We start from the raw sequence: 24321 nt of genomic DNA, 5'->3' as shown, positions 1-24321 counted from the left end.
CCGCCCACCCCCCGACGACAGGCGCCGCTGCGCATCGACGAGGGCGGTCGACCCATGACCCGGGGGCGTCGTGCCAGTAGCCTCACGCCTCCGCGATGGTGTCTCACGCTCTCCACGGCCGCACCTCCGAGCTCGCGGCGCTGGACCGGTTGGTCCGCCAGGCGAAGCACGGGCACAGCTCGGTGCAGGTGCTCCGCGGCGAGACGGGCATCGGCAAGACGGCGCTGCTGGAGCACGTGGCCGAGCAGGCGTCCGATTGCCAGCTCATGCGCTTGGCCGGCGTGGAATCCGAGATGGAGCTGGCGTTCGCAGCGCTGCACCAGCTGTGTGCGCCGGTCCTCGGCGCGCTCGACGCGTTGCCAGAACCCCAGGGCGACGCCCTGCGGGTCGCGTTCGGGCTGCGGGCCGGCCCTCCCCCTGATCGCTTCGTCGTTGCGCTGGCGGCCCTGAGCCTGCTGTCCACGATGGCCGAGCGCCGCACGGTGGTGTGCCTGATCGACGATGCGCAGTGGCTGGACCGGTCGTCCGCGCAGGCGCTGGCGTTCGTGGCGCGACGCCTGCAGGTCGAGCGCGTCGCGATGGTGTTCGCCATCAGCGAGCCCAGCAGCGCCACCGAGTTCGCCGGGCTTCCGGAGCTGGTCGTTCGGGGGATCGCCGACGAGGACGCACGTCGCCTGCTCGCGTCCGAGATCCGCGGTGTCCTGGACGAGGGGGTCCGCGATCGCATCGTCGCCGAGACCCGCGGCAATCCGCTGGCCCTGCTGGAGCTGCCCAGAGGCCGGACTCCGGCGGGGCTCGCCGGTGGGTTCGCGCTGCCCGACCCGGGCCGCCGTCAGCCGCCTCGTCGGGCGGGCGCCGGCGCGCACGGATACAGCATCGACCTCCTGCTCATGTCCGACCGCATCGAGCAGCGCTTCCTCCAGCGCATCGCCGCGCTTCCCCGGGAGGCCCAGCAGCTGCTGCTGGTCGCCGCTGCTGAACCGGTCGGCGACGTTCCCCTCATCTGGCGTGCGTTCGCGCAGCTGGGCTTCGGTGCCGAGGCGGCCGAGACGGCCCAAGCCGCCGGGTTCGTCGAGTTCGGCGCGCGCGCCCGCTTCCGCCATCCGCTCGTACGGTCGGCGGTGTACCGAGGAGCCACCCGCCCCGACCGCCATGCAGCGCATCGGGCGCTGGCCGAGGCGACCGATCCCGCGACCGACCCCGACCGACGCGCCTGGCACCGCGCTCATGCGGCAAGCGGCCCGGATGAGGCCGTCGCCAGCGAGCTGGAGCACTCGGCCAGCCGCGCGCAGCGTCGCGGCGGGGCCGCGGCCAGCGCCGCGTTCCTTGAGCGAGCCGCGGCCCTGACGCCGGACCCGTCGCGTCGCGGATCGCGCGCGCTGGCCGCGGCCCAGGCCAAGCTGGAGGCCGGCGCTCCCGACGCCGCGCACGCGCTGCTAACGACGGCCGCCCTGCTGCCGCTCGACGACCTGCAGCTGGCGCGGGTGCAGCGCCTGCGCGCGCAGATCGCCTTCGCCGAGCGGCGCGGGAGCGATGCCGCGCCGCTGCTCATGGACGCGGCCCGGCGCCTCGTCCCGCTCGACGCGCCGCTCGCGCGCGAGACCTGCCTGGAGGCGCTGGCGGCAACGATCTTCTCCGGGCGCGCCGAGGACGCGACCGGCGTGCTCGAGGTGGTTCGCGACGCCCCGGCCGGATCTCCACCGGGGGCCAGTGACCTGCTGCTGGACAGCATGGCCATCCGCGTGACGGACGGCTACCCGGCGTCCGTCCCGGCGTCCCGCGCCGCGCTGGAGGCCTTCCAGCGCGACGGCGGCACCGACCCGCAGAGCAACCGGTGGCTGTGGCTGGCCTGCCGTGTGGCCGCCGACCTGTGGGACGACGCGACGTGGCACGAGCTCGCCGTGCGCGGCGTCCGGCTCGCGCGCGAGGCCGGTGCGCTGGACGTCCTACCGATCGCAGCCAACTACCTCGCCGGGGCGTACATCCACGCCGGCGAGTTCGACGGCGCGCGGACGCTGCTGGAGGAGTCCTCGGCGATCGTCGAGCTGACCGGCACCGCGCCGCTGATCATCGGGTCGGAGATGCTTGCCGCGTGGCAGGGCGACGAGCACGGGGCACGGGAGCTGGTCGCCGCGCGGCGCCAGCTCGCGGACGCGAGCGGGCAGGGCGTGGCGATGAGCATGGCCGAGGGCGCGAGCGCGATCCTCTACAACGGCCTCGGGCGCTACGAGGAGGCCATGGCCGCCGCTGAGCGATCCTGCGCACAGGGGGAGCTGAGTCTCTTCGCCCACGGGCTCGTCGAGCTCGTCGAGGCGGCCACGCGCTGCGATCGCCCCGACCTGGCCGACGCCGCGCTGGACCGACTGAGCGAGCGCACGCGGGCGAGCGGCTCGGACTGGGCCGTCGGCCTGGAGGCGCGGTCGCGCGCGTTGCGGACGCCGGGCCCCGACGCGGAGGCGCTCTACGCCGAGTCCGTGCGACGACTGACCGCCGCGTGTGCCGCGCCGCATCTCGCGCGCGCGCAGCTGATCTACGGCGAGTGGCTGCGCCGTGAGCACCGCCGCCTCGACGCGCGCGTGCAGCTGCGCGCCGCCCACGACACCTTCACGCGCATCGGGGCCGACGGCTTCGCCGAGCGAGCGCGGCGCGAGCTGCTGGCCACCGGTGAGACCACGCGCAAGCGCTCCGCCGCGTCGCGCGACGTGCTCACGCCGCAGGAGGAGCAGATCGCGCGGCTGGCCAGCGAGGGGCACACCAACCCCGAGATCGGCGCCCGGCTGTTCATCAGCCCGCGCACCGTCGAGTACCACCTGCGCAAGGTCTTCCCCAAGCTCGAGATCAGCTCGCGCAAGGAGCTTCGCGCCGCGCTCGGCGTGACGGCGCGCCGCGCCGACGCGCCCGGCTGAGCCGTCGCGCCGCTCGGCGACGGACGCGACCGAGCGCAGCGTGTTCGTTCTTGCCTGCGCGTCCCGGCCCAATATCCTCGACGCCATGGAGCACAGCCCGTGGCGAACGACGGGCTTGTTGGGTCGGCACGGTGAGTGCGAAGCGCTGGACGGCGTGCTGGCGACCGTACGCGCCGACCAGAGCCAGGTGCTCGTCCTGCGCGGCGAAGCAGGCGTCGGCAAGACGGTGCTCTTGGACTACCTCGTCGAGCGGGCGTCGGGTTGTCGCGTCGCGCGCGCGACGGGCGTCGAGTCCGAGATGGAGCTCGCCCACTCCGGCCTGCATCAGCTGTGCGCGCCGATGCTCGACCGCCTGGAGCGACTGCCCGGCCCGCAGCGCGATGCTCTCAGCGCCGCGTTGGGGCGCAGCGCCGGTCCCGCGCCCGATCGCTTCCTTGTGGGCCTCGCCGTGCTCGGGCTGCTGTCCGAGGTCGCCGAGGAGCGCCCGCTCATCTGCGTGATCGACGACGCGCAGTGGCTGGATCGCGCCTCGGCGCAGACGCTGGCGTTCGTCGCCCGCCGACTGCTGGCCGAGCCGGTCGGCATGGTCTTCGCCGTGCGCGAGCCCAGCGACGGGCTCGACGTGACGGGGCTCGCGCACCTGGAGGTCGGCGGGCTGCGCGACGACGACGCTCGCACGCTGCTGGACTCCGCGGCCCGCGGCCGCCTCGACGAGCGGCTGCGCGACCGCATCGTCGCCGAGGCCCGCGGCAACCCACTGGCGTTGCTCGAACTACCCCGAGGCATGACGCCCGCCGAGCTCGCGGGCGGCTACGGGCTGCCCGACGTGATGCCGCTGGCGAGTCGCATCGAGCAGAGCCTCATGCGTCAGCTCGACGCGCTTCCCGACCAGACCCGGCTGCTGCTGCTGACGGCCGCGGCCGACCCGGTCGGCGACGTCGCCCTGCTGCGCCGCACGACCGACCGGCTCGGACTCGCCGCCGACGCGGCGGCCCCGGCCGAGGCGGCCGGCCTGATCGAGATCGACGTCAGCGTCCGGTTCCGCCATCCGCTCATGCGCTCCGCCGCCTACCGAGCTGCCACCGTCGCCGACCACCAGCGCGTCCACCGCGCGCTGGCCGAGGAGACCGATCCCGACGCCGATCCGGACCGTCGCGCGTGGCACCGCGCGCACGCCGCGGTGGCGCCCGACGAGCCCTTGGCGCTCGAGCTCGAGCGCTCCGCCGGCCGAGCGCAGGCCCGCGGCGGCATGGCGGCGGCCGCGGCGTTCCTGACCCGCGCCGCCGAGCTGACCCCCGACCCGGCCCTGCGTGGCAGACGGGTACTGGTCGCCGCACAGGCCAAGCTCGACGTCGGAGCGCCGGAGACAGCACTGGAGCTCCTCGCGAGCGTCGAGCCCGGTGCACTCGATGCGCTGCAGCACGCGCGCATGGCGCGCGTGCGCGCGCAGATCGCGTTCACGGTCAGGCGCGGTAGCGACGCCCCGTCGCTCCTGCTCGACGCCGCCCGGCGCCTGGGCCCGCTTGACGCCGCGGCGGCGCGCGAGAGCCATCTCGAGGCGATGGCCGCTGCGATGTTCGCGGGCCGCCTCGGCGACCGGCCCGACGCGCGCGAGACGGCCGAGGCCGCCCGTGCCGCCCCACCGGCGCCGAATCCGCCAGGCGCGGTCGACCTCCTCCTGGACGGCCTCGCGACACGCTTCACCGAGGGCTACGCGGCCGGCGTCCCGCCGATCCGGCGCGCGCTCGGCGCGTTCATGGCCGGAGACGCGCCCGCGCCGGACGACATGCGGTGGCTCTGGCTGGCGTGCCGGCTCGCGCAGGATGTCTGGGACGACGAGCTGTGGCACGAGCTCGCGACGCGTGGGATCCGCGTCGCACGGGACACCGGCGCGCTGACCCTGCTCCCCATCGCCGACACCTACCGCGCCTCGCTCCACGTCCACGAGGGCGCGTTCGACGCCGCGGAGGCGCTGATCGACGAAGCCAACGCGATCATCGAGGCGACCCACATCGCGCCGCTGAAGTACGCCTCCCTGATGCTCGCCGCATGGCGCGGGAACGAGGCGACGATGCTCGAACTGGTCGAGGACGGGCGCCGCGAGGCGACCGCCAGGGGCGAAGGCATGGGGTTGGGCGTGATCGAATGGGCGACCGCGCTGATGTACAACGGCCGCGGTCGCCACGCCGAGGCGCTGGCGGCCGCGCAGCGAGGCTGCGAGCACGACGACGTGGGCCTGCTCGCCTGGTCGCTGGTGGAGACCGTCGAGGCGGGCGCCCGCGCCGACGCGCCGGACGCGGCCGCGGCGGCCCTCGAGCGCCTCAGCGCACGGACGCGCGCCAGCGGCACCCAATGGGCGCTCGGGATCGAGGCCGGCTCACGCGCGCTGCTGAGCGACGGCCGCTCCGCCGAGCCCCTCCACCGCGAGGCCATCGAGCGGCTTGCCGACAGCCGCGGCGCCGTCCACCTCGCCCGCGCGCAGCTGCGCTACGGCGAGTGGCTGCGTCGTGAGGGTCGCCGGGTGGACGCGCGCGAGCAGCTGCGCGCCGCCCACGCGACGTTCAGCCGGATCGGGGCCGAGGCCTTCGCCGAGCGCGCCGCCGGCGAGCTGCTGGCCACAGGCGAGACCGTGCGCAAGCGCGTGGCCGGGGCTCGCCACGAGCTCACCGCGCAGGAGGCGCAGATCGCCCGGCTCGCGCTGGACGGCAACACGAACCCCGAGATCGGCGCTCAGCTCTTCATCAGCCCACGCACCGTCGAGTACCACCTGCACAACACCTTCGCCAAGCTCGGCATCAGTTCGCGCAAGGAGCTGCGCGACACGCTTCCCGTCGGCGCCGAGTGATGCCACGCCACGCACCGAGGAGCCTCGCATGACCCCACCCACGCATTCCGCGTGCCTGACGTTCGACTTCGACGCGATGTCGTCGTGGATCACGAGCGTCCAGTCCAACAATCCGAGCATGATCTCACGCGGGGAGTTCGCCATCGTCGGCCTTGCGCGCGTGCTCGACATGCTCGGGCGCCACGACGTGCGCGCGACGTTCTTCGTGCCCGGACACACGATCCTGGCGTATCCCGCGCTGGTCGAGCGCATCGCCGCGGAGGGACACGAGCTCGGCCATCACGGTTGGGCACACGAGAACCCCGCGCAGCTCGACCGCGCCCGCGAGGAGCGGGTCCTCGAGCTGGGCCTCGACGCGTTCGACCGCGTGGTCGGCCAGCGCCCCACCGGGTACCGCTCGCCGGCCTGGGACCTCAGCCCGCACTCGATCGGCCTGCTGCTCGCCGCCGGCTTCACCTACGAGTCGAGCTGCATGGCCAACGACTTCAGCCCTTACTACCTGCGCTCCGGCGACCGCTGGAGCAGCGAGGACCCCTACGTCTTCGGCGAAACGACGAGCCTCGTCGAGATGCCGGTCAGCTGGGCACTGGACGACTTCCCGCAGTTCGAGATGGTCCCGGGCCTGTTCACCGGGTTCGGCGACCCGGACAAGGTCTTCGGCGTCTGGCGCGAGGAGTTCGACTACATGATCGCGCACGCGCCGGGCGGGATCCTCAACGTGACGATGCATCCTGAGGTCATCGGGCGCGGGCACCGCATCGCACACCTCGAGCAGCTCATCGGGCACATCGCCGCGAGCGGAGCCACGTTCGAGTCGCTCTCCGACGTGGCGCTGCGGTGGGCGCGGGGCAACCCGCTGGAGGCCTGGAAGCAGGCCAATCCCATGCGGACGGGGCGCGACGCGATCCAGTCGCTGGACGCGGTCCCTACGTCGCGTGCGGCGGCGCCATGAGGCTCGCGCTCAGCCAGGCCTCGAACGTGGTCGCGCCGATCGTCGCGCCGTCGCCGGGCAGCAGGGTGCGCTCGCCCAACTCCGCCCCGAAGTAGCGCGTGTGGGGATCGACGAGCACCGTGCGGGGGTCGCCGTGAGCGCTCAGCCCTCGGCGGATGAGCTCGTCGAGCCGGAACTGCGCCGGCCCGGCGACCTCGAGAATGCCGTTGACCGGCGCGCCGACGGCGACCTTTCCGAGGGCGGCCGCGACGTCGTCGGCCGCGATCGGCTGGATCAGGACGTGCGACAAGCGCACCGTGTCGCCGTCGGTCGCCGCGTCGGCGATGCTCTCGACGAACTCGAAGAACTGGGTCGCGTGCACGATCGAGTACGGGATCGGTGAGTCCTGGATCAGCCGCTCCTGCGCGATCTTGGCTCGCATGTAGCCGCTCTCCGCCAGGCGCTGGGTCCCGACGACCGAGAGCGCGACATGGTGGCCGACGCCGGCCTGCTGCTCGGCGGCGAGCTGGTTGCGGGTCGAGGTCTCGAAGAACTCCAGCGCCGCGGCAGCCTCGAACGAGGGCGAGTTGGACACGTCCACGACGACCGACGCCTCCACGAACGCCTCGGGCAGGCCCTCGCCGGTGATCGTGTCCACGCCGCCGGGCCCGCGCGACGGGGCGATGACCTCGTGTCCGTGTTCTCGCAACTTGGACACCAACTTGGAACCGATGAGCCCGCCGGCTCCGATGACGACGACCTTCATGACGGCTCCCTTCGTGGTTGGTCGCCGAGTGCGGCGTCGATGCTGAAGCGCCCCGCGCCCGCCAGCGCGATCGCGAGGCAGGCCGCGATCAGCAGGAGCTCCAGCTCGTAGCCCCCGTCGGAGGCGAAGAAGCCATGCCCGAGCTTGGCGGTGAGGAGGGCGACGACCATGTTCACCGCCAGCACCGCGCCGACCAGCGGCGTGGCCAGGCCGACGACGAGCAGAGCCCCGCCGACGGTCTCGGTGGCGGCGACGAACGGCGCCATCACGCCGGGCGCGGGGATGTCGAGCGACGCGAAGAACCGCTCCGTGGAGGCGAGGTCACCGAGCTTGTCGAGCCCGTGCAGCAGAAACGTGACGCCGACGACGACCCGTAGCGCGAGCAGCCCGGCGCCCAGGGCGGTGGCCGGGGGTACAGCGATTGGACGTGCGCTGAGCTTGATCATGGTCTCGCAGCGAAGACCGGACAGCGCGGCGCGATGTGACAGTCGGGGCTCGGGGCGAACCCCTAGTGGCGGGACTGGGGTCGCCCACGGAAGCGACAGGCGCCGGCGCGGGCCAAGGTGGGCCCATGCTCCAGCCAACCCCTCAAAGCGAGTTCGACGCCGCGTCGTTCGACGCCCTGCGCCCGAAGCTGTTCGGCATCGCCTACCGCGTGCTCGGCAGCACGACGGACGCCGACGACGTCGTCCAGGACGCGTGGATCCGCTGGGTCCACGCCGACCGCGGCGAGATCCGGGACGTCCCCGCGTTCCTCGCGACGATCACGACCCGGCTGGCGATCAACGTCGTCCAGTCCGCGCGTCGACGCCACGAGATCCCGACCGGCGCGGGACAGCCCGAGCCGGTCGACCACGACGCCGATCCGGCGCTCGCAGCGGAGCGTACCGAAGTGTTGGACCTTGCTGCGCGAATGCTGCTGGAGCACCTGTCCCCCACCGAGCGTGCCGCCTACGTCCTCAGGGAGGCCTTCGGCTACCCCTACCGGCAGATCGCCAAGGTGCTCGCGCTCAGCGAGGCGAACGCCCGTCAGCTCGTGACCCGGGCCCGTGCCCGCGTCGCCGGCGACCAGCGCTACCGCGCCGACGCCTCCGACCGTGCGGAGCTCATCGACGCGATCGCCTCCGCGTCGGACACCGGCAACCTCATGGCGCTCGAGCGCCAGTTGCTCCAGCGGAGCCGGTCATCGACGACGCGGTCTTCCAGAACTCAACGCTTGCCGCTCGCGGCAACCGGATAAACCCCTCAGGATGGGTGCGTAGATGGACTCAGACATGCAGGGTGGGCCGATAGACGAGCTCTTGGATGTCGTCGTCGAGCGTCCGGCTCTCGATCAGCTCGAGGTCGAAGTCGGCCGCGCCCTGGAAGATCGGGTCCGCTCCGGTCTGACCGGTGATCACGGGGAAGAGCGTCACCTGGACGCGGTCGACCAGGCCGGCGGCCATCAGCGCCCGGTTGAGCGACAGGCTGCCGTGTGAGCGCAACGGGACCTTGGACTCCTCCTTGAGCCGGGCGACGATGTCGACGGCGTCGCCGCTGACGACGGTCGCGTCCGGCCATTCGAGAGGGGCTTCCAGCGTGGTCGACACGACCGTTGCCGGCATGTTCCTCATCCGGGTGACCCACGGGTCGCGCACGTCGGACTCCTCGGTGCTCGAGGCCAGCATGCGCACGAACTGCCGGATGGTGTTGGCCCCGAAGACCATCCGCTGCTCTGCGTCGAACGAGGCGAGGCGGTGGTCGAGCAGCTCGGGGCCCTGCTTACCCCAGTAGCCACCCCAGTCGCCACCGTCGACGGAGCCGAAGCCATCGAGGCTGGAGAAGATGTCGAAGGTGTAGGTCGCGGTCATGATGCGCTCCTCGAGTGTCGTTGATCACGTGTGAAGAGACAGACTGGAAACGATGGCGAGAGTCATCGGCTCGGATCTCCAGAGCCGGCCGCCACCGCCTCGTGCCGTGGCGTCAGTTGCGGTCGGCCGCGGCTATCGCAGGCCTTCGGTCCGTTCGCGATCGACTTATGAGCGCCGTCCGAAGTCGCGACGCAATCACTTCTGCGGCAGTTCGCCCCGTTGCGGCCCCCGGATCTGCTGCTCGACGAGCTCTTCCCTACGCGCTGCGCTCCTTCCAGTCCTTCAAGACGTCGACGGCCTCGTCGGCGACCGGAAGTGACCGGCGCGTCGACTCGTCGGACTTGCCCTCGCCCGAGTGCTCGCCGCGGACATAGGCGTTGCGGACGCGGAGGCGCTGAGCGACCCAATCGACATGCCACCACCCCAACCCCTCTGGCCCCTTTCCGTCAATAGCGGCAGTCGGCTGAGCTCGCGCTTCGGCGACATGTCGCCGAAGTGCCGCCGACCGGTCCCGCAAGCGGATCCGCTTACGGCACGGTTCTGGGGCCGTCGAGCCGTGCGGCTTGTCCCGCGTCCGGCGCGTTTGGCGTGGTGGAGTTCAAACGGCCGCTCGGCCTAGCCCGGCTCGAGGACCACCACCGGGATCTCGCGCTCGGCCTTGGCCTGGAACTCGTCGTAGGGCGTCCCAGTCGCGGTCATCATGCGCCACAGCTCGGGCTTCTCCTCGGCCGTGGCGACCCGCGCCCGAGCGGTGTGGTGGTCGGCCTTGACCTGCACGGCCACGATCGGATCGTCTTGAAGGTTGAGCAACCAGCCGGGTGGATCGCCGCCGCCGTTGGAGGCCACCACGAGGTAGTCGTCTCCGTGCCGTTGGTAGATCAGCGGCGTGGTCCGCTTGGCACCCGAGTTGCGCCCGCTGGTGGTGAGCAGCAACACCGTGGTGCCCTGCCAGTCGTGGCCTTCCTCGCCGTCGGTTTCGCGGTATCGGTCGACGTGCCCCTGACCGAACAACGGGACACCCATCAGCCGATCTTCTCCGCCAGCTCGACGATGATCCCCGCCGGGCCGCGCACGTAGCAGAGCCGGTAGCTGTTCTCGTAGTTCACCAGCTCGCCGACCAGCTCGCCGCCATGCGCTCGCAGGCCGGCGAGGGATTCCTCGATGTCGTCGACGACGAAGAGGATGTGGCGGATGCCCGGGGCGTTGGCCGGCGCCGGCCCGTCGTCGCCCTCGTATGACGGCGAGCGGTACTTGGCCAGCTCGACCTTGCCGTTGCCATCCGGGGTCCGCAGCATCACGATGTCCGCCCGCACGCCCTCGAGCCCGTTGATCCGGTCCACCAAGCCGCCCTCGACGGACGCCTCGCCCTCCAACTCGAGCCCGAGTCCGGCGAAGAACGCCGTCGCCGCCGCGAGGTCGTCGACGACGATGCCGATGTGCTCCAGGCGCAGGACGGTCATGAACGGCCTCCGGCCAGCTCTTGCGGCGTGTACTCGTCGTGCAGCAGATACTTCGGCATCGTGGTCTCCTGGTGTCGTGGGCCGCGCCGCTCGCGGCCCTTCACCTGATGAGCGGAGCCGGTCAGCGCTTCTCGACATGGAACGTTCATTCAGCTCCCAGATCGTCGCGTAGGGGGCAAACCCGCCGGGATGCGGGCGCACATTCCCGCCGCTTGCGTAGCGGCGCAGTCGATGGTCGTCAGCGGCACCGCAGCCTACCTTGTGGGCGCGGGATCTACCCCGAAATTGCCGTGCTCGAGGAGGTGTTGTGCGTTCTACCGACGTTGTGATCATCGGCGCAGGTGCCGCCGGCCTGATGTGTGCCCTGACCGCCGCCGCACGCGGCCGCCAGGTGCTGCTCATCGACCACTCCAACAAGGCGGGCAAGAAGATCCTCATGTCCGGTGGTGGCCGCTGCAACTTCACCAACATGTACACGGACCCGGCCAACTTCTTCTCGCAGAACCCGCATTTCTGCAAGTCGGCCCTGGCCCGCTACACCGCGTGGGACTTCATCGCCATGGCCAGCAAGCACGGCGTGCCCTACCACGAGAAGAAACTCGGCCAGTTGTTCTGCGACAACAAGTCCAGAGACATCCTCGAGATGCTCCTGGAAGAATGCCGACAGGCTGGCGTTGAGCTGCACCTGAACACCTCGGTGCAGCAGATCGAGAAGACCGAGGCCGGATACCTGTTGAGCACCGGGCTGGGACCCATCGCCTCGCCGTCGCTGGTGGTCGCCACCGGCGGCCTGTCGATTCCGACGCTGGGCGCCACCGGCTTCGGCTACGAGATCGCTCGCCAGTTCGGCCACACCGTGCTGGCCACCCGCGCCGGCCTGGTGCCGTTCATCATCACCGACCAACTCAAGGACCTGTGCGCCGAGCTGTCCGGCACGTCGGTGGCCTGCCTGGTCAGCTGCAACGACCAGAGTTTCCGCGAGAACCTCCTGTTCACCCACCGCGGCCTCAGCGGCCCGGCGATCCTGCAGATCTCCTCGTTCTGGCACCCCGGCGATGCCGTGGAGATCAACCTGCTGCCCGACCACGACGCCCTGGAGTGGCTGCAGGGCCAGCAGTCCGCGCGCCCCAACAGCGAGCTGAAGACCCTGTTGGGCGAGGTCTTCACCAAGAAGATGGCGACGCTTCTGGCCGATGACTGGTTCGCGTCCAAGCCGATGAAGCAGTACACCCCGGCCGGACTACGCGACATCGCCGACAAACTCGGCGCCTGGCAGGTGGTGCCGGCCGGCACCGAGGGCTACCGCACCGCCGAGCTCACGCTGGGCGGCGTCGACACCCGCGACGTGTCGTCCAAGACCATGGAATCGCTGAAAAGCCCGGGCCTGTACTTCGTCGGCGAGGTACTGGACGTCAGCGGCCACTTGGGCGGTTTCAACTTCCAGTGGGCCTGGGCGTCGGGCTATGCGGCGGCGCAGTTCATATGAAAATCGACCCTCAGGTCAGCACCGCCACCAGCCACGCGCCCGTAGCCACCAGCGTGGCCGCCAGCTCGATGGCGATCGAGAGGCCGATCGCGCGCAGCGCCTCGTGGGTGGATCGCCAGGCCGGTTCGTGTTGGCCCAGCCGCCGGCGCTCCTGGAGGTACACGCCCAGCGGGAACCCGATGAACAGGCCGACGATCGGGATGAGGAAGAAGCCGGCGATGGCGAGCAGCAGGCCGGCCAGGATCGACATGCGCGGGACGCCGGCGTCGCGGAGGCGCCGTCCGGGCACGAGCACCTTCACGACCTGCGCGAGCCCGATCGATAGCGTCGCGATGGCCAGCACCACCCATGCGATCGCCGAGCCGACCGCCAGCGCCCAGACCGCGATTGCCGCCCACGCCAGCAGTGCGCCGGGAAGAACCGGGAGGACGACCCCGACGATGCCCACGGCGATCGCCAGGGCGACGAGGACGAGCCCCGCGTCGCTCATCGCCGTCCCGCCCGCGCCGTGACGCTGCTGGTTGTCCGGTGTCGCACGGTCGTCATCGTCGCGCAGCTTGACGCACTGCGAAAGATGCTTGTCGCGGCGCCGCGCGGCCGTGCGGCCGTCGCCCGTGCGCAGCTCGTCGCGCGTCAGCGGGCGCTGATTGAAGGAACCAGGGCCACGACGCGCCAGCTCAGGGCCCGTGACCGATGATTTTGGCTGGCGATCGCAGTCTCAGCACGTGCGGCCGTGGCTGCACCCGTAAACAACGACCGATTGGAGTCAGATGGCCAAGCTGACATACGCGGCGATCGCCTCACTTGACGGGTACGTCGAGGTCGAGGAGGACAGGTTCGGCTGGGCGACGCCAGACGAGGAGGTGTATGCGTTAGTCAACGACCTCGAGCGGCCGATCGGCACCTCCCTGTACGGGCGCCGGAAGGGTCGTGTACTCCCGGACGCTTCAGACGGCATCCAGCGCGAGGACGTGATGAACCCGTGCTGACTGAGGTGGCCGACGGCGTCTGGGTCCGGCAGAGCGAGTGGGTCTGGACCAATTCCATCGCGGTGCGCGGGGAGGATGGGTTGATCCTGATCGATCCCGGCATCACCGGCTCCGAGCTGCACCAGCTCGCCGATGACGTGGACGGGCTCGGCATCCCGGTGGTCGCCGGGTTCTCCACCCATCCCCACTGGGACCACCTGCTCTGGCACCCCCGGTTCGGCGACGTGCCGCGCTACGCCATCCCCGCCGGCGCCCAAGCTGCCGGCCAAGCCCGAGAGCGGGCGCAGAAGATGGCGGCGGAGAGCGCGTCGGGCATCCCCCTCGAGCTGATCGCGCTCGTCACCCCGCTACCCGCAGACCGCGGACCCGTGCCGGGCGAGATCATCGCGCATCAGGCGCACGCCATCGGCCACGCCGCGATCCTCCTCGCAGACCGTGGCGTCCTGCTCGCCGGCGACATGCTCTCCGACGTCCTGATCCCACTCTTCGACCCTCGCCAGGACGACCAGGTGAGCGCCTACGAGACGGCACTCGACCGGCTGGACGAGGCCGCCAGGCACGTCGACGTCGTGGTCCCCGGCCACGGCGCCGTCGCCGAGGGTCCCGAGGTGGCGGCCCGCCTCGCCGCCGATCACGCCTACATCGACGCGCTGCGGCGTGGAGAGGAACCGGTCGACGCGCGCCTGGGGCCGCATGCGGAGTGGCTCAACGGCCCCCACCGGTCGAACCTGGAGCGGTCCGGAGGGCGGTAGGTCTTCTGACGGCTCGGGGGTTCGAGGACGATCGTTTCCGAGCCGTCAGCGTTCAGGAACTGGGACGCCTGCAGTCCCTGGATCGCTCGGAATCGTCCCGTATCGGCCGGTATCCGAGGCCGACACCGCGAATGGAGTCCCCGGCGAAGGCGCTGCAAACAGGCCACTTCTGGCCTTTCGTGTCGATCGGGGAGACAGGATTTGAACCTGCGACCGCCCGGCCCCAGCCACCACGTACGGGTGTCGCTGAGGGCTGGGCCCAGCATCTATGCGGGTTCGTGGTGGGTCAGTTGCTCTGGGTTGCGCTCAATTTGTTCCGCGAATTGTTCCGCACGCCGCGATGTTCGGAACATCGTCGCGCGGTCGCTGCGCCCGGACTATGCCGCTCGACATCGTCAGGCCGACGGGGAGAGATGTCCGCTGGGCTGGCCGCGTGACGCGGCGAGCAGGGCTCGCACGGCGGCGAGCTCGCCTTGGAAGTCGCTCAGCGAGCGGTTGAGTGGCGCCGGCACGGAGGCGTCGTCGTAGGCGCGGGCCCGTGCGCGCAGCGCGCCGACCACCCGGTCCAGCCGCGCCGCGCGGTCTTCCAGTCGATCTCGCTCGAGGCGTGCGCCGAGCGTCCCCGAGCCGTGACCAGGGACGAACCGGCTCCGTTCACCGCCGACCGCCAGAGCGGGGTCCGACGGGTCCGAAGCGAGCGGATCGCCGGCCGACGGGTCACCCCGCACTGCGCGCCGCCCGGAGGATCAGGGTGGCCACGGCTCCCGGACGGGCGACGTAGGACGCGTGTGACGAATCGATCTCGACCGTGTGCGCGTGCGCGCGCGGGGCCATGAACCGCTGTGCCGCCGGGGTGATCACGCGGTCCTCGCGACCGACCAGGTACCAGGACGGGATCGTCTTCCACGCCGGCGCGGTCGACTTCTCTTGCAGAGCAGCCAGCGTGACCGGACGTTGCGCGGTGGCCATCCGGGCGGCTACGGCGGCGGGCACGTCGGCCGCGAAGACCGAGGGGAAGCTCGCCGGGTCGATGGTGAGCTCGGTGCCGGGTGTGCCGTCGGCCTGCGGGAAGGGACCCGGGCGCAGCGCATCGGCGATCTTGGCGCCGGGAAAGCGCTGGGAGATGTCGAAGTTGCTCTCGCCGGTGTCCAGCGCCAGCGCGTCCAGGTAGACCAGCGCCTTGACGCCGGTCACCTGGCCAGCCGCCTCGGAGATCACCGCGCCGCCGTATGAGTGGCCGACGAGGACGATCGGCGTCTTGATGGTCTTCAGGACGCTCGCGATGTACGCGGCGTCGCGCGCCGGCCCGCGCAGAGGATCGGCCGGGGACAGGACGGTGTAGCCGTGCTGCTGCAGGCGGCTGGTCACCGCGCCGAAGCCGGAGGCGTCGGCGAACGCGCCGTGGACGAAGACGATCGTCGGCTTGACGGCGGCGGGCGTCCGAGCGAGCGCGGCGCCGGGATGCAGCAGGGTGGCCAGGACGAGGGCGCCCTGGACGAGCGCGACCAGGCGGCCGACGGGGAAGCGGCATGAGGGCATGGGGACGTCTCCTTGGAGGTGAAGGTGATGGGGGTGCGTCGTGCCGCGCCGCTCCAGGGAGAGCGGCGCGGCGTTCGGTCGTGGAGGGGTCAGGCGGTGCGCAGCGCCTGACCCAGCGCGGCGATCGCCTGGGCGATCGCGGCCCGCGCCGCGCGGGTGTCGCTCAGCGGGTTGAGCATCATGAAGTCGTGGATGGCGCCTTCGTAGCGGACGGTCGTGACCTCCACGCCTGCCCGGCGCAGGCGGCTCGCGTACGCCTCGCCCTCGTCGCGCAGGACGTCAGCCTCGTCGACGATCACCAGCGTGGGCGGCAGGCCGTCCAGCTGCTCGCCGGAGGCCTGCAGCGGCGAGGCGAACGGCTCAGCGCGCTCGACGGGGTCGGGGGCGTAGCAGTCCCAGAACCAGGCCATCGCCTTGGCGCTGAGGTAGTAGCCCTCCGCGAACTCGCGGTAGGAGTCGGTGTCCATTCGCGGCGTCGGTGACCGGGTAGTACATCGACTGGTGCACGAAGCGGACGTCGCGGCGCTCCTGGGCCATCAGCGCGATCGCCGCGGTCATGCAGCCGCCGACCGACTCGCCGGCGATCGCCAGGCGCTCCGGATCCAGGCCGTTGGCCGCGCCCTCGCGGACGATCCACCGCGCGGTGGCGTAGCCCTGCTCGATCGCGACCGGATAGCGCGCCTCGGGCGAGCGGTCGTACTCGACGAAGACCAGCGCCGCGCCGGCGCCGACCGCCAGCTCGCGGACGAGGCGGTCGTGCGTGCCGGCGTTGCCCAGGACCCAGCCGCCGCCGTGCATGTAGAGGACGACGGGCAGCGCGCCCTCCGCGCCGGACGGGCGCACGATCCGGACGCGCACGTCGCCGAAGTCGCAGGGGACGCTGACCCAGCGCTCATCGACGGGCAGCTTGTCGATCGGCGCAGCCTGCACGTCGTCGAGCACCTTGCGCGCCTCGTCGGGGGTCAGCTCGTACAGGAACGGCGGCTGGGCGGTGGCGTCGGCGAACCGCTGAGCGGCGGCCTCCAGGACGACAGGGGCGTTCACGGACATCTTGTTCTCCTTGTTGATGTCATGGGGTTGATCAGCGGGTCAGGCGGCCGCACGGACGCGGGCCGCCTCGAGGACCAGGTCGGCGGTCTCGTCCGGGTGCGAGAAGGCGACGGCGTGCGACGCGCCGGGGATCTCCACCGTGCGCTGCGCGTTCGCGCGCTCGGCCAACGACCGCTGCAGCGCGGCCGGGATGTTGCGGTCCTCGGTGCCGATGACGAAGTACGTCGGCGCTCGCCTCCACAGTGGGTCCGAACCCGCCTGCTCCTCCAGCGCGGCCTGCGCGACGGGCCGCTGGGTCGCGGCCATGAGCCCGGCCTCGGCCGCGGGCAGGTCGGCGCAGAACTGCTCGTGGAAGCGGTCGTGCGCGATCACGAGGTCGGCCGATCCGTCCTCGTGCGGGATGGGCGCGAGCGCGTCGCCGAGCGTGCTGCCGGGGAAGCGCAGCGACAGCTCGATGCAGCTCTCCCCCGGCTCCGGCGCGAACGCGCCGACGTAGACCAAGGCGATGATGTCGCCGGCGTCGGCGGCGACGTTGGAGATCACCGAGCCGCCGTAGGAATGGCCGACAAGGACGACGGGGCCGTCGATCGTGCGGATGAGATCGCTGATGGCGACGGCGTCCTCGGCGACACCTCGCAGCGGGTTGGCGGCGGCGACGACCGGATGGCCAGCGGCGTGCAGGCGCTGGGCGACGCGGTTCCAGCTGGCCGACTCCGCGAAGGCGCCGTGGACGAGGACGATGGTGGGCGGCATGGTGAGGTGGTTCCTTTCGGGTGGTGCGACTTGTGGGAGCCACGGTCGCCGCTCGGAGGCCCGATCGCCTCGGTCGGCGTGCCCAGTCCGGACCCCGGGAGCGCCGACTGGGGAGCACCCGCGTGCGAGCGGCAGCCCGATCAGTGCCGAGGAGGAGCCGCTGCTCTGGCGCACGCGGTCGCTGCGCTAGGGGCCGGGCTGGGCACCCACCCGGACGAGGCGACGGCGCCGTGGCGGGAGGCTGTTCCTCATGAGCGCGACCAACGACATCCATCCGAGCGGCGTCGAAATCACCGAGGAGGCGATCGAGGTCACCGGCGGCGGCCTGCGCATCGTCGAGATTGGGGCGGCGGCCCTGCTCGGGCTGCTGCTCTGCCCGCCGCTGCTGATCCTGGCGGTCATCGTCGCGGTGCCGGCCATCGCGATCGGCGCGGTGGTCGCGGCGGCCTTCGCCGCGGTCGCCGGGCCGACGTGGCTGCTGCGCCGGGTCCGCGCCCACCACCGCGAGCACGGGTCGACCCTGTTCCTGCACCGCCTGCTTCGCCGGTGACCCGGCACCTGCGCCCGCGGGGCGACGACGTCCGTCAGCCCACGACCACGATCGAGCTGTTCTTCGACCTGGTCTACGTCTTCGCGGTCACGCAGTTGTCGCACTTGATCCTGGAGGACCTGTCGGTGGCCGGCGTCGCCCGCGCGGCGTTCCTGCTGCTGATCGTGTGGTGGGCGTGGATCTACACGACGTGGATGGTCAACTGGTTCGACCCGGGCTCGTCCGCGGTGCGGGCGGTGCTCACCGGCGTGATGCTCGCCAGCCTGCTGATGGCCGCCGCGCTGCCGGGCGCGTTCGGGGGCGACGGGGTGCTGTTCGCGATCAGCTACGTCGCACTGCAGGTCGGGCGCAACGTGGCAGCCGCGCGCCTGCTTGAGCGCGATCAGCCGCTGCGCGACGTCTTCGAGCGCCTGGTCGTCTGGAGCGCGGCCTCCGGCGCGCTGTGGCTGGCGGGGGCCGCGCTTCACGGCGACCAGCGATTGCTGGTGTGGATCCCCGCGGTGGTGCTCGACCTGTGCGCGCCGGTCGTCGGCTACTGGCTGCCGGGTCGCGGGCGGGCGGCGACCACCGATTGGGACATCGAGGGCGCCCACTTCACCGACCGCTGCGAGGGCTTCATCATCATCGCGCTCGGCGAGTCGATCGTCGTCACCGGCGCGACCGCGGCAGCCGCCGGGCTCGACGCGACCGTCGTGCTCTGCCTGGGCGTCGCGTTCCTGGAGACCGCCGCGCTGTGGTGGCTGTACTTCGGCGTGATCGCCGAGCGCTCGCGCGAGGTCATGCGCACTTGCGAGGACCCGGGGCGCCTGGCGCGCGACGCCTACACCTATCTGCACGTCCCGATCATCGCCGGCGTCATCGCCGTGGCCGTCGGCGACGACCTCCTGATCGCCGACCCGGGCCGCCCGCTTCACGGCGTCGGGGTGACGATGGTCCTCGGCGGGCCCGCGCTGTACCTCGTCGGCGAGACGCTGTTCCGCTTGCGCCTGACGGGCTCCGCGAGCCCCGAGCGGCTTCTGATCGCGGCGCTGCTCGTGGCGCTGACCCCGGCCGGCGGCGGGTTGAGCGCCCTGGCACTGAGCGCATTGGCCACGGCACTGCTCGGCGCGCTCGCGCTGTGGGACCTGCGCGGGCCGCTAGGGACCCGACTGGGGCCCGCGACGGACGCGGGCGTGACGCGCGTCGGCGATCTTCGATCTCACCAACACCAACAGGAAGGAACGACATCATGAAGATCGTGGTCATCGGAGGCAGCGGACGGGTCGGCGGCAACGTCGTGCGGCGACTCGTCGCGCAGGGGCACGACCCCGTGCCGGCGTCGCCCTCGACGGGCGTCGACACCATCACCGGTGAGGGGCTGGCCGAGGTGATGACCGGCGCCGACGTGGTCGTCGACGTCTCCAACGCGCCGGTCTGGGAGGACGGCGCCGTACGTGACTTCTTCGTCACCTCGACGCGCAACCTGATGGCCGCCGAGAAGGCGGCCGGGGTCGGACATCACGTGGCCGTGTCGATCGTCGGCTGCGACCGGCTGCCCGACAGCGGCTACCTGCGCGCCAAGGTCGCACAGGAGGCCGAGGTCGAGGGCGGCGGCGTGCCGTTCACGATCCTGCGCGCGACGCAGTTCTTCGAGTTCCTGGCCCAGATCGTCGACTCCGGCGCTGACGGCGACGAGACGGTCCGGCTGTCGACGGGGCTCATGCAGCTCGTGGCGGCCGACGACGTCGCCGCGACCGTGGCCGAGCTGGCGACCGCCGCGCCGCTCGGCGGCCACGTCGAGTTGGGCGGGCCCGAGAAGCTGGGGATCGACGCCTGGGCGCGGCGGTTGTTCGAGACCACCGGCGACGAGCGCACGGTCATCAGCGACCCCCACGCCCGCTACTTCGGCACCGAGCTGCACGGCGGCGAGCTGACGCCGGGCGACGGCGCGCGGATCGGCGCGGTCGAGTTCGAGACCTGGTGGGCCGCGCACATGGACCCGCAGCGATGACCGAGGTCAAGGTCATCGTCACCGGGCCGGAAGAGGCCTATGACAACGAGGCGGAGTTCTGGTGCGCGAACGAGCTGATGGGGGTGACCGTGCTGCACGACGGTCGCCTGCATCTGCGCATCGACCCGCGAGCCGACGGCACTCCATGGCTGGCTGACGCCACGAGCCTGGCGCGCTCCCTGGTCGAGGCCGAGGCGCTGCTCGCGGCCTACTGAGGACGAGACGCGATGCCGCCTCCACTGCTCGCGCCGCGGCTGGCCCGCAAGGTCGCCGGCCCGGTGCGCGCCGTGGAGGGCGACTCCCGCTTCCTGGTCGAGGACGCGCCTAAGCAGGTCGGCGCGGATCTCGAGACGTTCCTGATCGATGAGACGAGGTGATGGTGATGGAAATCCGACAACTGCGCTACTTCGTGGCGGTCGCCGACGACCGGCACTTCCGGAAGGCGGCCGCGCGGCTGCACATAGCGCAGCCCGCCGTGAGCGAGCAGATCCGCAAGCTCGAGGTCGAGGTCGAGGTCGGCGTCAAGCTGCTGGACCGGACGTCACGCAGCGTCGAGGTGACGCCCGCCGGCGCCGCCTTTCTGGAGAACGCCCGGCGGATCCTGCGAGACATCGACGAGGTCGGCCATGCGGCGCGGAGCGAGACGGACCCGGCGTGCCATGACGCCACGCTCGCCGCGTTCCACGGCGCCGGACTGGCGCCGAACGTCCTCGAGAGCACGGCCACGACCATCGAGCAGCTGCTCCTCGAGGTCCTGGCCGGTGGCACGACGATCCTGCCCGCTTCCGCCGCGTCGCGCATCCGCCTGCCGGGCCTGTCCGCGCTGCCGCTCAGCGACGCCGCGGCGACCGTCCCGATGGGCGTCGTCACCCGCGACGAGCCGCCGGGCGCGGTGCTCGCCCGCCTGCTGGACGAGCTGGCCGTGGCCCCCGCGCGCGTTGCCGAGGCTGCGTGATGGGCATGTCCTACCTCCGCGATCGCCGTTGCACGATCCCCACCGCCGTGACCGCGCTGGCGATCGCGGTGGGGTCGTTCCTCGTCATCGTGCTCAGCTCGAGCGCGAGCACGACGTCATCCGCCGGCGCGCCCTCGATGCCGTCGCCGGCCGTGGCCGGCGTCACGCGCGTCGACATCAAGAACTACAAGTACGTCCCGCCGGTGCTCACGGTGCGCGTCGGCGCCAAGGTCGCCTGGACCAACGAGGACGCCGTGCCGCACTCGGCCACCGTCGCAGGCGGGTTCGACACGGGGCTGTTCGCCAAGGGCCGAACGCGGACGATCACCTTCGCGAGGGCGGGCACGTTCCACTACATCTGCTCGATCCACCCGTTCATGCACGGCACGGTGGTGGTCCGATGACCCGCGCCTCGCTGACCCGCGCCGACCTCGTGTGCTACCTGGCGATCGTGCTGCTGTTGGTGACGGGCGGGATCCACCTGCAGCAGTTCGAGGGGCCGCTGCGTCCGGTCCCGACGATCGGGCCGTTGTTCGTGCTCAACGCGATCGGGGCCGCGGTGCTCGCGCTCCTCCTGGCCGGCGTGCGCGGGGACCTCGCCAAGCTGGCCGCGCTGGGCGCCATTGGCATGACGCTTGGCGACCTCGTCGCGCTGGCGATCAGCCGGGTCACCGTGTTGTTCGACTACTCCGAGCCGACGCTGCGCCCGGCGGTCACGCTGGCCGCCGTCGTGGAGGTCGCCGCGGTCGCGGCCCTCGGAGCCTTCGTGCTGATGGACGACGGATCCAGCCCGGGCATCGGGCGGCGACGCGGTCTCGCCCGAGCCCGGACGTCATGAACCCGGCCCTGAGATCCCCGCAGCAACAGAGGGTCGTCGGCGACGCGCTGGCGCTCGTGAGCCGCGTGCGCCTGTGGCCGTTCGCGCGCGTCGAGGCGCAGGGCGCGTGCACGACGATCCACAGCGGCGCAGAGGACGCGTGCATCGCTCGGCTCGACCTCACGACGGGCGCGCTGACGGTCTTCGTCGCCGCCGACCTGGCCCGCCTGCTCGCCCGGTCCGAGCCGCACGCTCGCGCGACCCGCGACGGCGTGCGCCTGGACGTCCGCGACGCCGACAGCGGCGCGGCCGGCGCGCGCATGCTGCGCTGGCGGATCGACCTCGTGCGGTTCGGTCCGCAACTGCGCGACGCATCGCCCTAGCCCCCTTGCCTCTCACCAACCCAGAAGGAACACCATGAACGTCAGCGTCCCCATCGCACGAGACCACTGCCTGGCACCTGAACGCGTCGACGCGCCGCTCTTCGGCGGGCGCTACCGCTCCCTGTTCGCCGAACTGCCCGCGCTCTCGGCCGACGAGGAGGCGCTGCACCGACTCGGCCGGCCCGGCGGACCGTGCGACCTCGACGGCGGCGACCTCGATGGCGGCGGCCTCGACACGCCGGACTCCCACGTCGCGGCGGTCTGGCCGTTCTTCGGGCAGTACGTGGCGCACGACATCACCGCCGATCGCTCCCCGCTCGTGCCCCGCGCCGAGCGCGCGCAGCTCCGCAACGCCCGAGCGCCGAGAACGAACCTCGAGGGCCTCTACGGCACCGGCCCGATCGGCATGCCCTACCTGTACAACAAGGACGATCCCGCCAAGCTGCTGCTCGCCTCCGGCGGCCGCGACGTGCCGCGCAACCCGGAGGGGATCGCCCTGCTCGGCGATCCTCGCAACGATGTCCACCTGTTCACCAGCCAGCTCGCGGTGGCGTTCATCGGCCTGCACAACTCATTGGTCGATCGCCTGCGCGAGGACGGCGTCGCCGAGCTCGACCTCTTCGACGAGGCACGACGCGCCACCACCTGGCATTACCAGCACGTGATCCTGCGCGAGTTCCTGCCCGGGCTCATCGGCGCCGAGCTCGTGGCCGACCTGCTCAGCACCGGCCCGCAGTTGTACCACTTGGATCCCGACCCCTACATTCCCTTCGAGTTCGCCGACGCCGGCTACCGCTACGGCCACGCCCAGATCCGCAGCCGCTACCAGGTCAACGCGGGTTTCGGTCCCGTCCCGGTCTTCCCCGATCTGATGGGCTTCGGCCCCGTCGGCCCTGAGCGGACCGTCGACTGGCCACTGCTGATCGACGTCGACGGCCACCCGCCGGCCCAGCGTGCCAAGCGGATCGACACGCGTCTCCCCTCCCCGCTGATCGCGCTGCCCACCCAGGTCTCGGGAGCGGAGCCCGGCACCGACTACGCGTCGCTGGCCAACCGCGACCTGCAGCGCGGCCAGGCCGTCGGCCTACCCTCAGGCGAGGCGATCGCCGAGGCCCTCGGCGTCCCGGCGCTGAGTCCGCAACAGGTCGGGCTCCGCGATCACGGATGGACCGACGAGACGCCGCTGTGGTTCTACATCCTCAAAGAGGCCGACGTCCTGCACGACGGCGACCAGCTCGGCCCGGTCGGCGGCCGGATCGTCGGCGAGGTCCTGGTCGGGATCATCGACGCCGACCCGGAGTCCTTCCGATCGGTCGACCCCGCGTGGACGCCGACGCTGCCGGCCCGGCGCGCCGGCGCCTTCGGGCTGGCCGACATCCTCGTACCGAGCAGCGAGGAGCGGCGATGAGCGAGCACCGCCCGGCGATCGAGGTCGGGGACCTGCCCGTCCCCACCGACGGCATCCTCGTCACCCACTTCCTCACCGTGCGCGACGTCGCCCGCTCGCGCGCGTTCTACTCCGAGGTCCTCGGCGGCCGCGTCGCGCTTGGCGAGAACCCGTGCATCGTCAAGCTCTCAAACTCCTGGCTCATCATGAACCCAGGCGGCGGCCCGACGGCCGACAAGCCCAACATCTCGCTCGTCGACCACCAGCCCGGACCCACCGTCTCGAGCTTCCTGAACCTGCGCGTCGCCGACATCCAGGCCTGCTACGAGCGGTGGAGCTCCAGAGGCGCCACGTTCCTCACACCGCCCATCGACCGCGGCTCCGAGCTGCGCTGCTACATGCAAGACCCCGACGGCTACCTGATCGAGGTCGGCCAGTCGACGGGACTGCTCGTAGGCAAGCTCGCCGCGACCTGAAGTGCCCTCCAAGGAGGATCTGGGCGCGCAGTCTTCGTGCACCGCGCGCAGGAGGTCATGGACTGCGGTCGCGATAACGGGCGGCGCTGTTTCGAAAGGTGTCCCGGTGACGGCGCGTTGCCGGCTTCTGCACCGTCTGGGCGCACGATTTGTTCGGCAAATTGTTCCGCGAGCGCCTCTTGGGAGATGCGGTCGCGATCACCGCTTGCGGCGCTGAACCCGCGCGTTTTGGCGGTTGTTGGCCGCCGTTCGAGGAACCTGCGACCACCCGGGCAGGCCCTAAGACCCAATGGTTTGGAGTTCCCCCGTTCTCGTAGACAGGGGTTGGTTAGGCGGCTTGGCCTTCTTGTAGGCGGGTGAGGTGGATCTTCTCGAACTGGGCCGGGGAGAGTTGCCCGAGGGTGCTGTGTCGGCGTTCGCGGTTGTAGAAGATCTC

At 71.6% G+C, this 24321-nt stretch carries 30 protein-coding genes and 1 pseudogene; 19 read left to right on the top strand and 12 right to left on the bottom strand.

Translation table 11 applies throughout. The features are described 5' to 3' along the window. The first annotated feature begins 95 nt into the window (after positions 1-95). The 3 genes from VK501_RS13440 to VK501_RS13430 all read left to right on the top strand — a co-directional run bounded on the left by VK501_RS13440 (position 96) and on the right by VK501_RS13430 (position 6703). Entirely contained in the window at positions 96-2906 is a 2811-nt protein-coding gene (locus VK501_RS13440; protein ID WP_324338090.1) for a helix-turn-helix transcriptional regulator, read from the top strand. 85 nt (positions 2907-2991) lie between these two features. Next, positions 2992-5751 carry a helix-turn-helix transcriptional regulator gene (locus VK501_RS13435; RefSeq protein WP_324338089.1) on the top strand — a complete coding sequence of 920 codons (2760 nt, stop codon included), beginning with the start codon at positions 2992-2994 and terminating at the stop codon, positions 5749-5751. A 28-nt stretch (positions 5752-5779) separates the two neighbouring features. Further along, a complete protein-coding gene (locus VK501_RS13430) occupies positions 5780-6703 on the top strand; it encodes a polysaccharide deacetylase (RefSeq protein ID WP_324338086.1) in 924 nt (307 codons plus the stop codon). Here VK501_RS13430 and VK501_RS13425 read toward each other — a convergent pair. Both VK501_RS13425 and VK501_RS13420 read right to left on the bottom strand, forming a co-directional pair. Continuing rightward, positions 6678-7448 (bottom strand): SDR family oxidoreductase, encoded by a 771-nt coding sequence (locus VK501_RS13425; RefSeq protein WP_324338085.1) that lies wholly within the window; start codon positions 7446-7448, stop codon positions 6678-6680. The genes VK501_RS13430 and VK501_RS13425 overlap by 26 nt on opposite strands. Continuing rightward, positions 7445-7894 (bottom strand): DoxX family protein, encoded by a 450-nt coding sequence (locus VK501_RS13420; RefSeq protein ID WP_324338084.1) that lies wholly within the window; start codon positions 7892-7894, stop codon positions 7445-7447. The genes VK501_RS13425 and VK501_RS13420 overlap by 4 nt, the downstream gene beginning before the upstream one ends. Before the next feature lie 125 nt (positions 7895-8019). On the opposite strand from VK501_RS13420, the gene VK501_RS13415 reads away from it, so the two are divergent. Further along, positions 8020-8688 carry a sigma-70 family RNA polymerase sigma factor gene (locus VK501_RS13415; RefSeq protein ID WP_324338083.1) on the top strand — a complete coding sequence of 223 codons (669 nt, stop codon included), beginning with the start codon at positions 8020-8022 and terminating at the stop codon, positions 8686-8688. Between the two features lie 28 nt (positions 8689-8716). Here the strand turns inward: VK501_RS13415 and VK501_RS13410 are convergent, their stop codons facing one another. From VK501_RS13410 to VK501_RS13395, 4 genes are all read right to left on the bottom strand, one after another. Continuing rightward, entirely contained in the window at positions 8717-9298 is a 582-nt protein-coding gene (locus tag VK501_RS13410; RefSeq protein WP_324338082.1) for a dihydrofolate reductase family protein, read from the bottom strand. 256 nt (positions 9299-9554) lie between these two features. After that, complete coding sequence (locus VK501_RS13405) at positions 9555-9725, bottom strand: hypothetical protein (protein ID WP_324338081.1); 171 nt, start codon at positions 9723-9725, stop codon at positions 9555-9557. Between the two features lie 188 nt (positions 9726-9913). Continuing rightward, positions 9914-10321, bottom strand: coding sequence for a nitroreductase family deazaflavin-dependent oxidoreductase (locus VK501_RS13400; protein WP_324338080.1), 408 nt, complete (start codon positions 10319-10321; stop codon positions 9914-9916). Continuing rightward, positions 10321-10758: a VOC family protein gene (locus tag VK501_RS13395; RefSeq protein WP_324338079.1), complete on the bottom strand. Its 438-nt coding sequence runs from the start codon at positions 10756-10758 to the stop codon at positions 10321-10323. The genes VK501_RS13400 and VK501_RS13395 overlap by 1 nt, the downstream gene beginning before the upstream one ends. A 307-nt stretch (positions 10759-11065) precedes the next feature. Here VK501_RS13395 and VK501_RS13390 point away from each other — a divergent pair, with 307 nt between their 5' ends. Next, positions 11066-12244, top strand: coding sequence for an NAD(P)/FAD-dependent oxidoreductase (locus VK501_RS13390; protein ID WP_324338077.1), 1179 nt, complete (start codon positions 11066-11068; stop codon positions 12242-12244). A 10-nt stretch (positions 12245-12254) separates the two neighbouring features. Here the strand turns inward: VK501_RS13390 and VK501_RS13385 are convergent, their stop codons facing one another. Next, a complete protein-coding gene (locus VK501_RS13385) occupies positions 12255-12734 on the bottom strand; it encodes a DUF456 domain-containing protein (RefSeq protein WP_324338076.1) in 480 nt (159 codons plus the stop codon). 18 nt (positions 12735-12752) lie between these two features. Between VK501_RS13385 and VK501_RS13380 the strand changes: the two genes are divergently transcribed. The 3 genes from VK501_RS13380 to VK501_RS13370 all read left to right on the top strand — a co-directional run bounded on the left by VK501_RS13380 (position 12753) and on the right by VK501_RS13370 (position 13985). After that, positions 12753-12941, top strand: a complete 189-nt coding sequence (locus VK501_RS13380) for a hypothetical protein (RefSeq protein ID WP_324338075.1) — start codon at positions 12753-12755, stop codon at positions 12939-12941. A 73-nt stretch (positions 12942-13014) separates the two neighbouring features. After that, positions 13015-13233: a hypothetical protein gene (locus VK501_RS13375; protein ID WP_324338074.1), complete on the top strand. Its 219-nt coding sequence runs from the start codon at positions 13015-13017 to the stop codon at positions 13231-13233. After that, positions 13227-13985, top strand: a complete 759-nt coding sequence (locus VK501_RS13370; protein ID WP_324338073.1) for an MBL fold metallo-hydrolase — start codon at positions 13227-13229, stop codon at positions 13983-13985. The genes VK501_RS13375 and VK501_RS13370 overlap by 7 nt, the downstream gene beginning before the upstream one ends. 395 nt (positions 13986-14380) lie before the next feature. Here VK501_RS13370 and VK501_RS13365 read toward each other — a convergent pair whose 3' ends face one another. From VK501_RS13365 to VK501_RS13345, 4 genes and pseudogenes are all read right to left on the bottom strand, one after another. Then, positions 14381-14545 carry a hypothetical protein gene (locus tag VK501_RS13365; protein ID WP_324338072.1) on the bottom strand — a complete coding sequence of 55 codons (165 nt, stop codon included), beginning with the start codon at positions 14543-14545 and terminating at the stop codon, positions 14381-14383. A 157-nt stretch (positions 14546-14702) separates the two neighbouring features. Further along, positions 14703-15524: an alpha/beta hydrolase gene (locus VK501_RS13360; protein ID WP_324338071.1), complete on the bottom strand. Its 822-nt coding sequence runs from the start codon at positions 15522-15524 to the stop codon at positions 14703-14705. An 89-nt stretch (positions 15525-15613) separates the two neighbouring features. Beyond that, positions 15614-16574, bottom strand: a pseudogene (locus VK501_RS13350) (alpha/beta hydrolase). A 39-nt stretch (positions 16575-16613) separates the two neighbouring features. Further along, positions 16614-17327, bottom strand: a complete 714-nt coding sequence (locus VK501_RS13345) for an alpha/beta hydrolase (RefSeq protein WP_324338067.1) — start codon at positions 17325-17327, stop codon at positions 16614-16616. Between the two features lie 250 nt (positions 17328-17577). Between VK501_RS13345 and VK501_RS13340 the strand changes: the two genes are divergently transcribed. From VK501_RS13340 to VK501_RS13290, 11 genes are read left to right on the top strand one after another with little or no spacing between them, the layout of a single operon-like run. Beyond that, a complete protein-coding gene (locus VK501_RS13340) occupies positions 17578-17877 on the top strand; it encodes a hypothetical protein (RefSeq protein WP_324338066.1) in 300 nt (99 codons plus the stop codon). After that, entirely contained in the window at positions 17874-19109 is a 1236-nt protein-coding gene (locus VK501_RS13335) for a low temperature requirement protein A (protein ID WP_324338064.1), read from the top strand. The genes VK501_RS13340 and VK501_RS13335 overlap by 4 nt, the downstream gene beginning before the upstream one ends. Beyond that, complete coding sequence (locus VK501_RS13330; protein WP_324338062.1) at positions 19106-19867, top strand: SDR family oxidoreductase; 762 nt, start codon at positions 19106-19108, stop codon at positions 19865-19867. The genes VK501_RS13335 and VK501_RS13330 overlap by 4 nt, the downstream gene beginning before the upstream one ends. Beyond that, entirely contained in the window at positions 19864-20082 is a 219-nt protein-coding gene (locus VK501_RS13325; RefSeq protein ID WP_324338060.1) for a hypothetical protein, read from the top strand. Before VK501_RS13330 ends, VK501_RS13325 begins: the two co-directional genes overlap by 4 nt. A 12-nt stretch (positions 20083-20094) precedes the next feature. After that, positions 20095-20244, top strand: a complete 150-nt coding sequence (locus VK501_RS13320) for a hypothetical protein (protein WP_324338058.1) — start codon at positions 20095-20097, stop codon at positions 20242-20244. A gap of 5 nt (positions 20245-20249) precedes the next feature. Next, the gene (locus VK501_RS13315; protein ID WP_324338056.1) at positions 20250-20822 is read left to right on the top strand and encodes a LysR family transcriptional regulator; all 573 of its coding nucleotides are present in this window, start codon (positions 20250-20252) and stop codon (positions 20820-20822) included. A gap of 5 nt (positions 20823-20827) precedes the next feature. Then, positions 20828-21226, top strand: coding sequence for a plastocyanin/azurin family copper-binding protein (locus VK501_RS13310; protein ID WP_324338054.1), 399 nt, complete (start codon positions 20828-20830; stop codon positions 21224-21226). Then, the gene (locus VK501_RS13305; protein ID WP_324338053.1) at positions 21223-21660 is read left to right on the top strand and encodes a hypothetical protein; all 438 of its coding nucleotides are present in this window, start codon (positions 21223-21225) and stop codon (positions 21658-21660) included. The genes VK501_RS13310 and VK501_RS13305 overlap by 4 nt, the downstream gene beginning before the upstream one ends. A gap of 56 nt (positions 21661-21716) precedes the next feature. Next, positions 21717-22022, top strand: coding sequence for a hypothetical protein (locus VK501_RS13300; protein WP_324338051.1), 306 nt, complete (start codon positions 21717-21719; stop codon positions 22020-22022). 34 nt (positions 22023-22056) lie between these two features. Continuing rightward, positions 22057-23430, top strand: a complete 1374-nt coding sequence (locus VK501_RS13295) for a peroxidase family protein (RefSeq protein ID WP_324338050.1) — start codon at positions 22057-22059, stop codon at positions 23428-23430. Next, on the top strand, positions 23427-23885 hold the full coding sequence (locus VK501_RS13290) for a VOC family protein (protein ID WP_324338048.1): 459 nt from the start codon (positions 23427-23429) through the stop codon (positions 23883-23885). The genes VK501_RS13295 and VK501_RS13290 overlap by 4 nt, the downstream gene beginning before the upstream one ends. 328 nt (positions 23886-24213) lie before the next feature. Here the strand turns inward: VK501_RS13290 and VK501_RS28940 are convergent. Next, the coding region (locus VK501_RS28940; RefSeq protein WP_414641175.1) for an IS3 family transposase at positions 24214-24321 on the bottom strand (108 nt) is incomplete at its 5' end.

It is taken from the genome of Baekduia sp. (assembly GCF_035318805.1).
Classification (GTDB): Bacteria; Actinomycetota; Thermoleophilia; order Solirubrobacterales; family Solirubrobacteraceae; genus Baekduia.
The sequence above is the reverse complement of the archived record's forward strand: the minus strand, read 5'-3'. Positions and strand labels throughout refer to the sequence as shown.

What these genes read in the sequence shown, in the direction of transcription:
- VK501_RS13440 (WP_324338090.1), top strand. Translation starts at nt 96, where the DNA reads ATGGTGTCTCACGCTCTCCACGGCCGCACCTCCGAGCTCGCGGCGCTG.
- VK501_RS13435 (WP_324338089.1), top strand. Translation starts at nt 2,992, where the DNA reads ATGGAGCACAGCCCGTGGCGAACGACGGGCTTGTTGGGTCGGCACGGT.
- VK501_RS13430 (WP_324338086.1), top strand. Translation starts at nt 5,780, where the DNA reads ATGACCCCACCCACGCATTCCGCGTGCCTGACGTTCGACTTCGACGCG.
- VK501_RS13425 (WP_324338085.1), bottom strand. Translation starts at nt 7,448, where the DNA reads ATGAAGGTCGTCGTCATCGGAGCCGGCGGGCTCATCGGTTCCAAGTTG.
- VK501_RS13420 (WP_324338084.1), bottom strand. Translation starts at nt 7,894, where the DNA reads ATGATCAAGCTCAGCGCACGTCCAATCGCTGTACCCCCGGCCACCGCC.
- VK501_RS13415 (WP_324338083.1), top strand. Translation starts at nt 8,020, where the DNA reads ATGCTCCAGCCAACCCCTCAAAGCGAGTTCGACGCCGCGTCGTTCGAC.
- VK501_RS13410 (WP_324338082.1), bottom strand. Translation starts at nt 9,298, where the DNA reads ATGACCGCGACCTACACCTTCGACATCTTCTCCAGCCTCGATGGCTTC.
- VK501_RS13400 (WP_324338080.1), bottom strand. Translation starts at nt 10,321, where the DNA reads ATGGGTGTCCCGTTGTTCGGTCAGGGGCACGTCGACCGATACCGCGAA.
- VK501_RS13395 (WP_324338079.1), bottom strand. Translation starts at nt 10,758, where the DNA reads ATGACCGTCCTGCGCCTGGAGCACATCGGCATCGTCGTCGACGACCTC.
- VK501_RS13385 (WP_324338076.1), bottom strand. Translation starts at nt 12,734, where the DNA reads ATGAGCGACGCGGGGCTCGTCCTCGTCGCCCTGGCGATCGCCGTGGGC.
- VK501_RS13375 (WP_324338074.1), top strand. Translation starts at nt 13,015, where the DNA reads ATGGCCAAGCTGACATACGCGGCGATCGCCTCACTTGACGGGTACGTC.
- VK501_RS13360 (WP_324338071.1), bottom strand. Translation starts at nt 15,524, where the DNA reads ATGCCCTCATGCCGCTTCCCCGTCGGCCGCCTGGTCGCGCTCGTCCAG.
- VK501_RS13345 (WP_324338067.1), bottom strand. Translation starts at nt 17,327, where the DNA reads ATGCCGCCCACCATCGTCCTCGTCCACGGCGCCTTCGCGGAGTCGGCC.
- VK501_RS13340 (WP_324338066.1), top strand. Translation starts at nt 17,578, where the DNA reads ATGAGCGCGACCAACGACATCCATCCGAGCGGCGTCGAAATCACCGAG.
- VK501_RS13330 (WP_324338062.1), top strand. Translation starts at nt 19,106, where the DNA reads ATGAAGATCGTGGTCATCGGAGGCAGCGGACGGGTCGGCGGCAACGTC.
- VK501_RS13325 (WP_324338060.1), top strand. Translation starts at nt 19,864, where the DNA reads ATGACCGAGGTCAAGGTCATCGTCACCGGGCCGGAAGAGGCCTATGAC.
- VK501_RS13320 (WP_324338058.1), top strand. Translation starts at nt 20,095, where the DNA reads ATGCCGCCTCCACTGCTCGCGCCGCGGCTGGCCCGCAAGGTCGCCGGC.
- VK501_RS13315 (WP_324338056.1), top strand. Translation starts at nt 20,250, where the DNA reads ATGGAAATCCGACAACTGCGCTACTTCGTGGCGGTCGCCGACGACCGG.
- VK501_RS13310 (WP_324338054.1), top strand. Translation starts at nt 20,828, where the DNA reads ATGTCCTACCTCCGCGATCGCCGTTGCACGATCCCCACCGCCGTGACC.
- VK501_RS13305 (WP_324338053.1), top strand. Translation starts at nt 21,223, where the DNA reads ATGACCCGCGCCTCGCTGACCCGCGCCGACCTCGTGTGCTACCTGGCG.
- VK501_RS13295 (WP_324338050.1), top strand. Translation starts at nt 22,057, where the DNA reads ATGAACGTCAGCGTCCCCATCGCACGAGACCACTGCCTGGCACCTGAA.
- VK501_RS13290 (WP_324338048.1), top strand. Translation starts at nt 23,427, where the DNA reads ATGAGCGAGCACCGCCCGGCGATCGAGGTCGGGGACCTGCCCGTCCCC.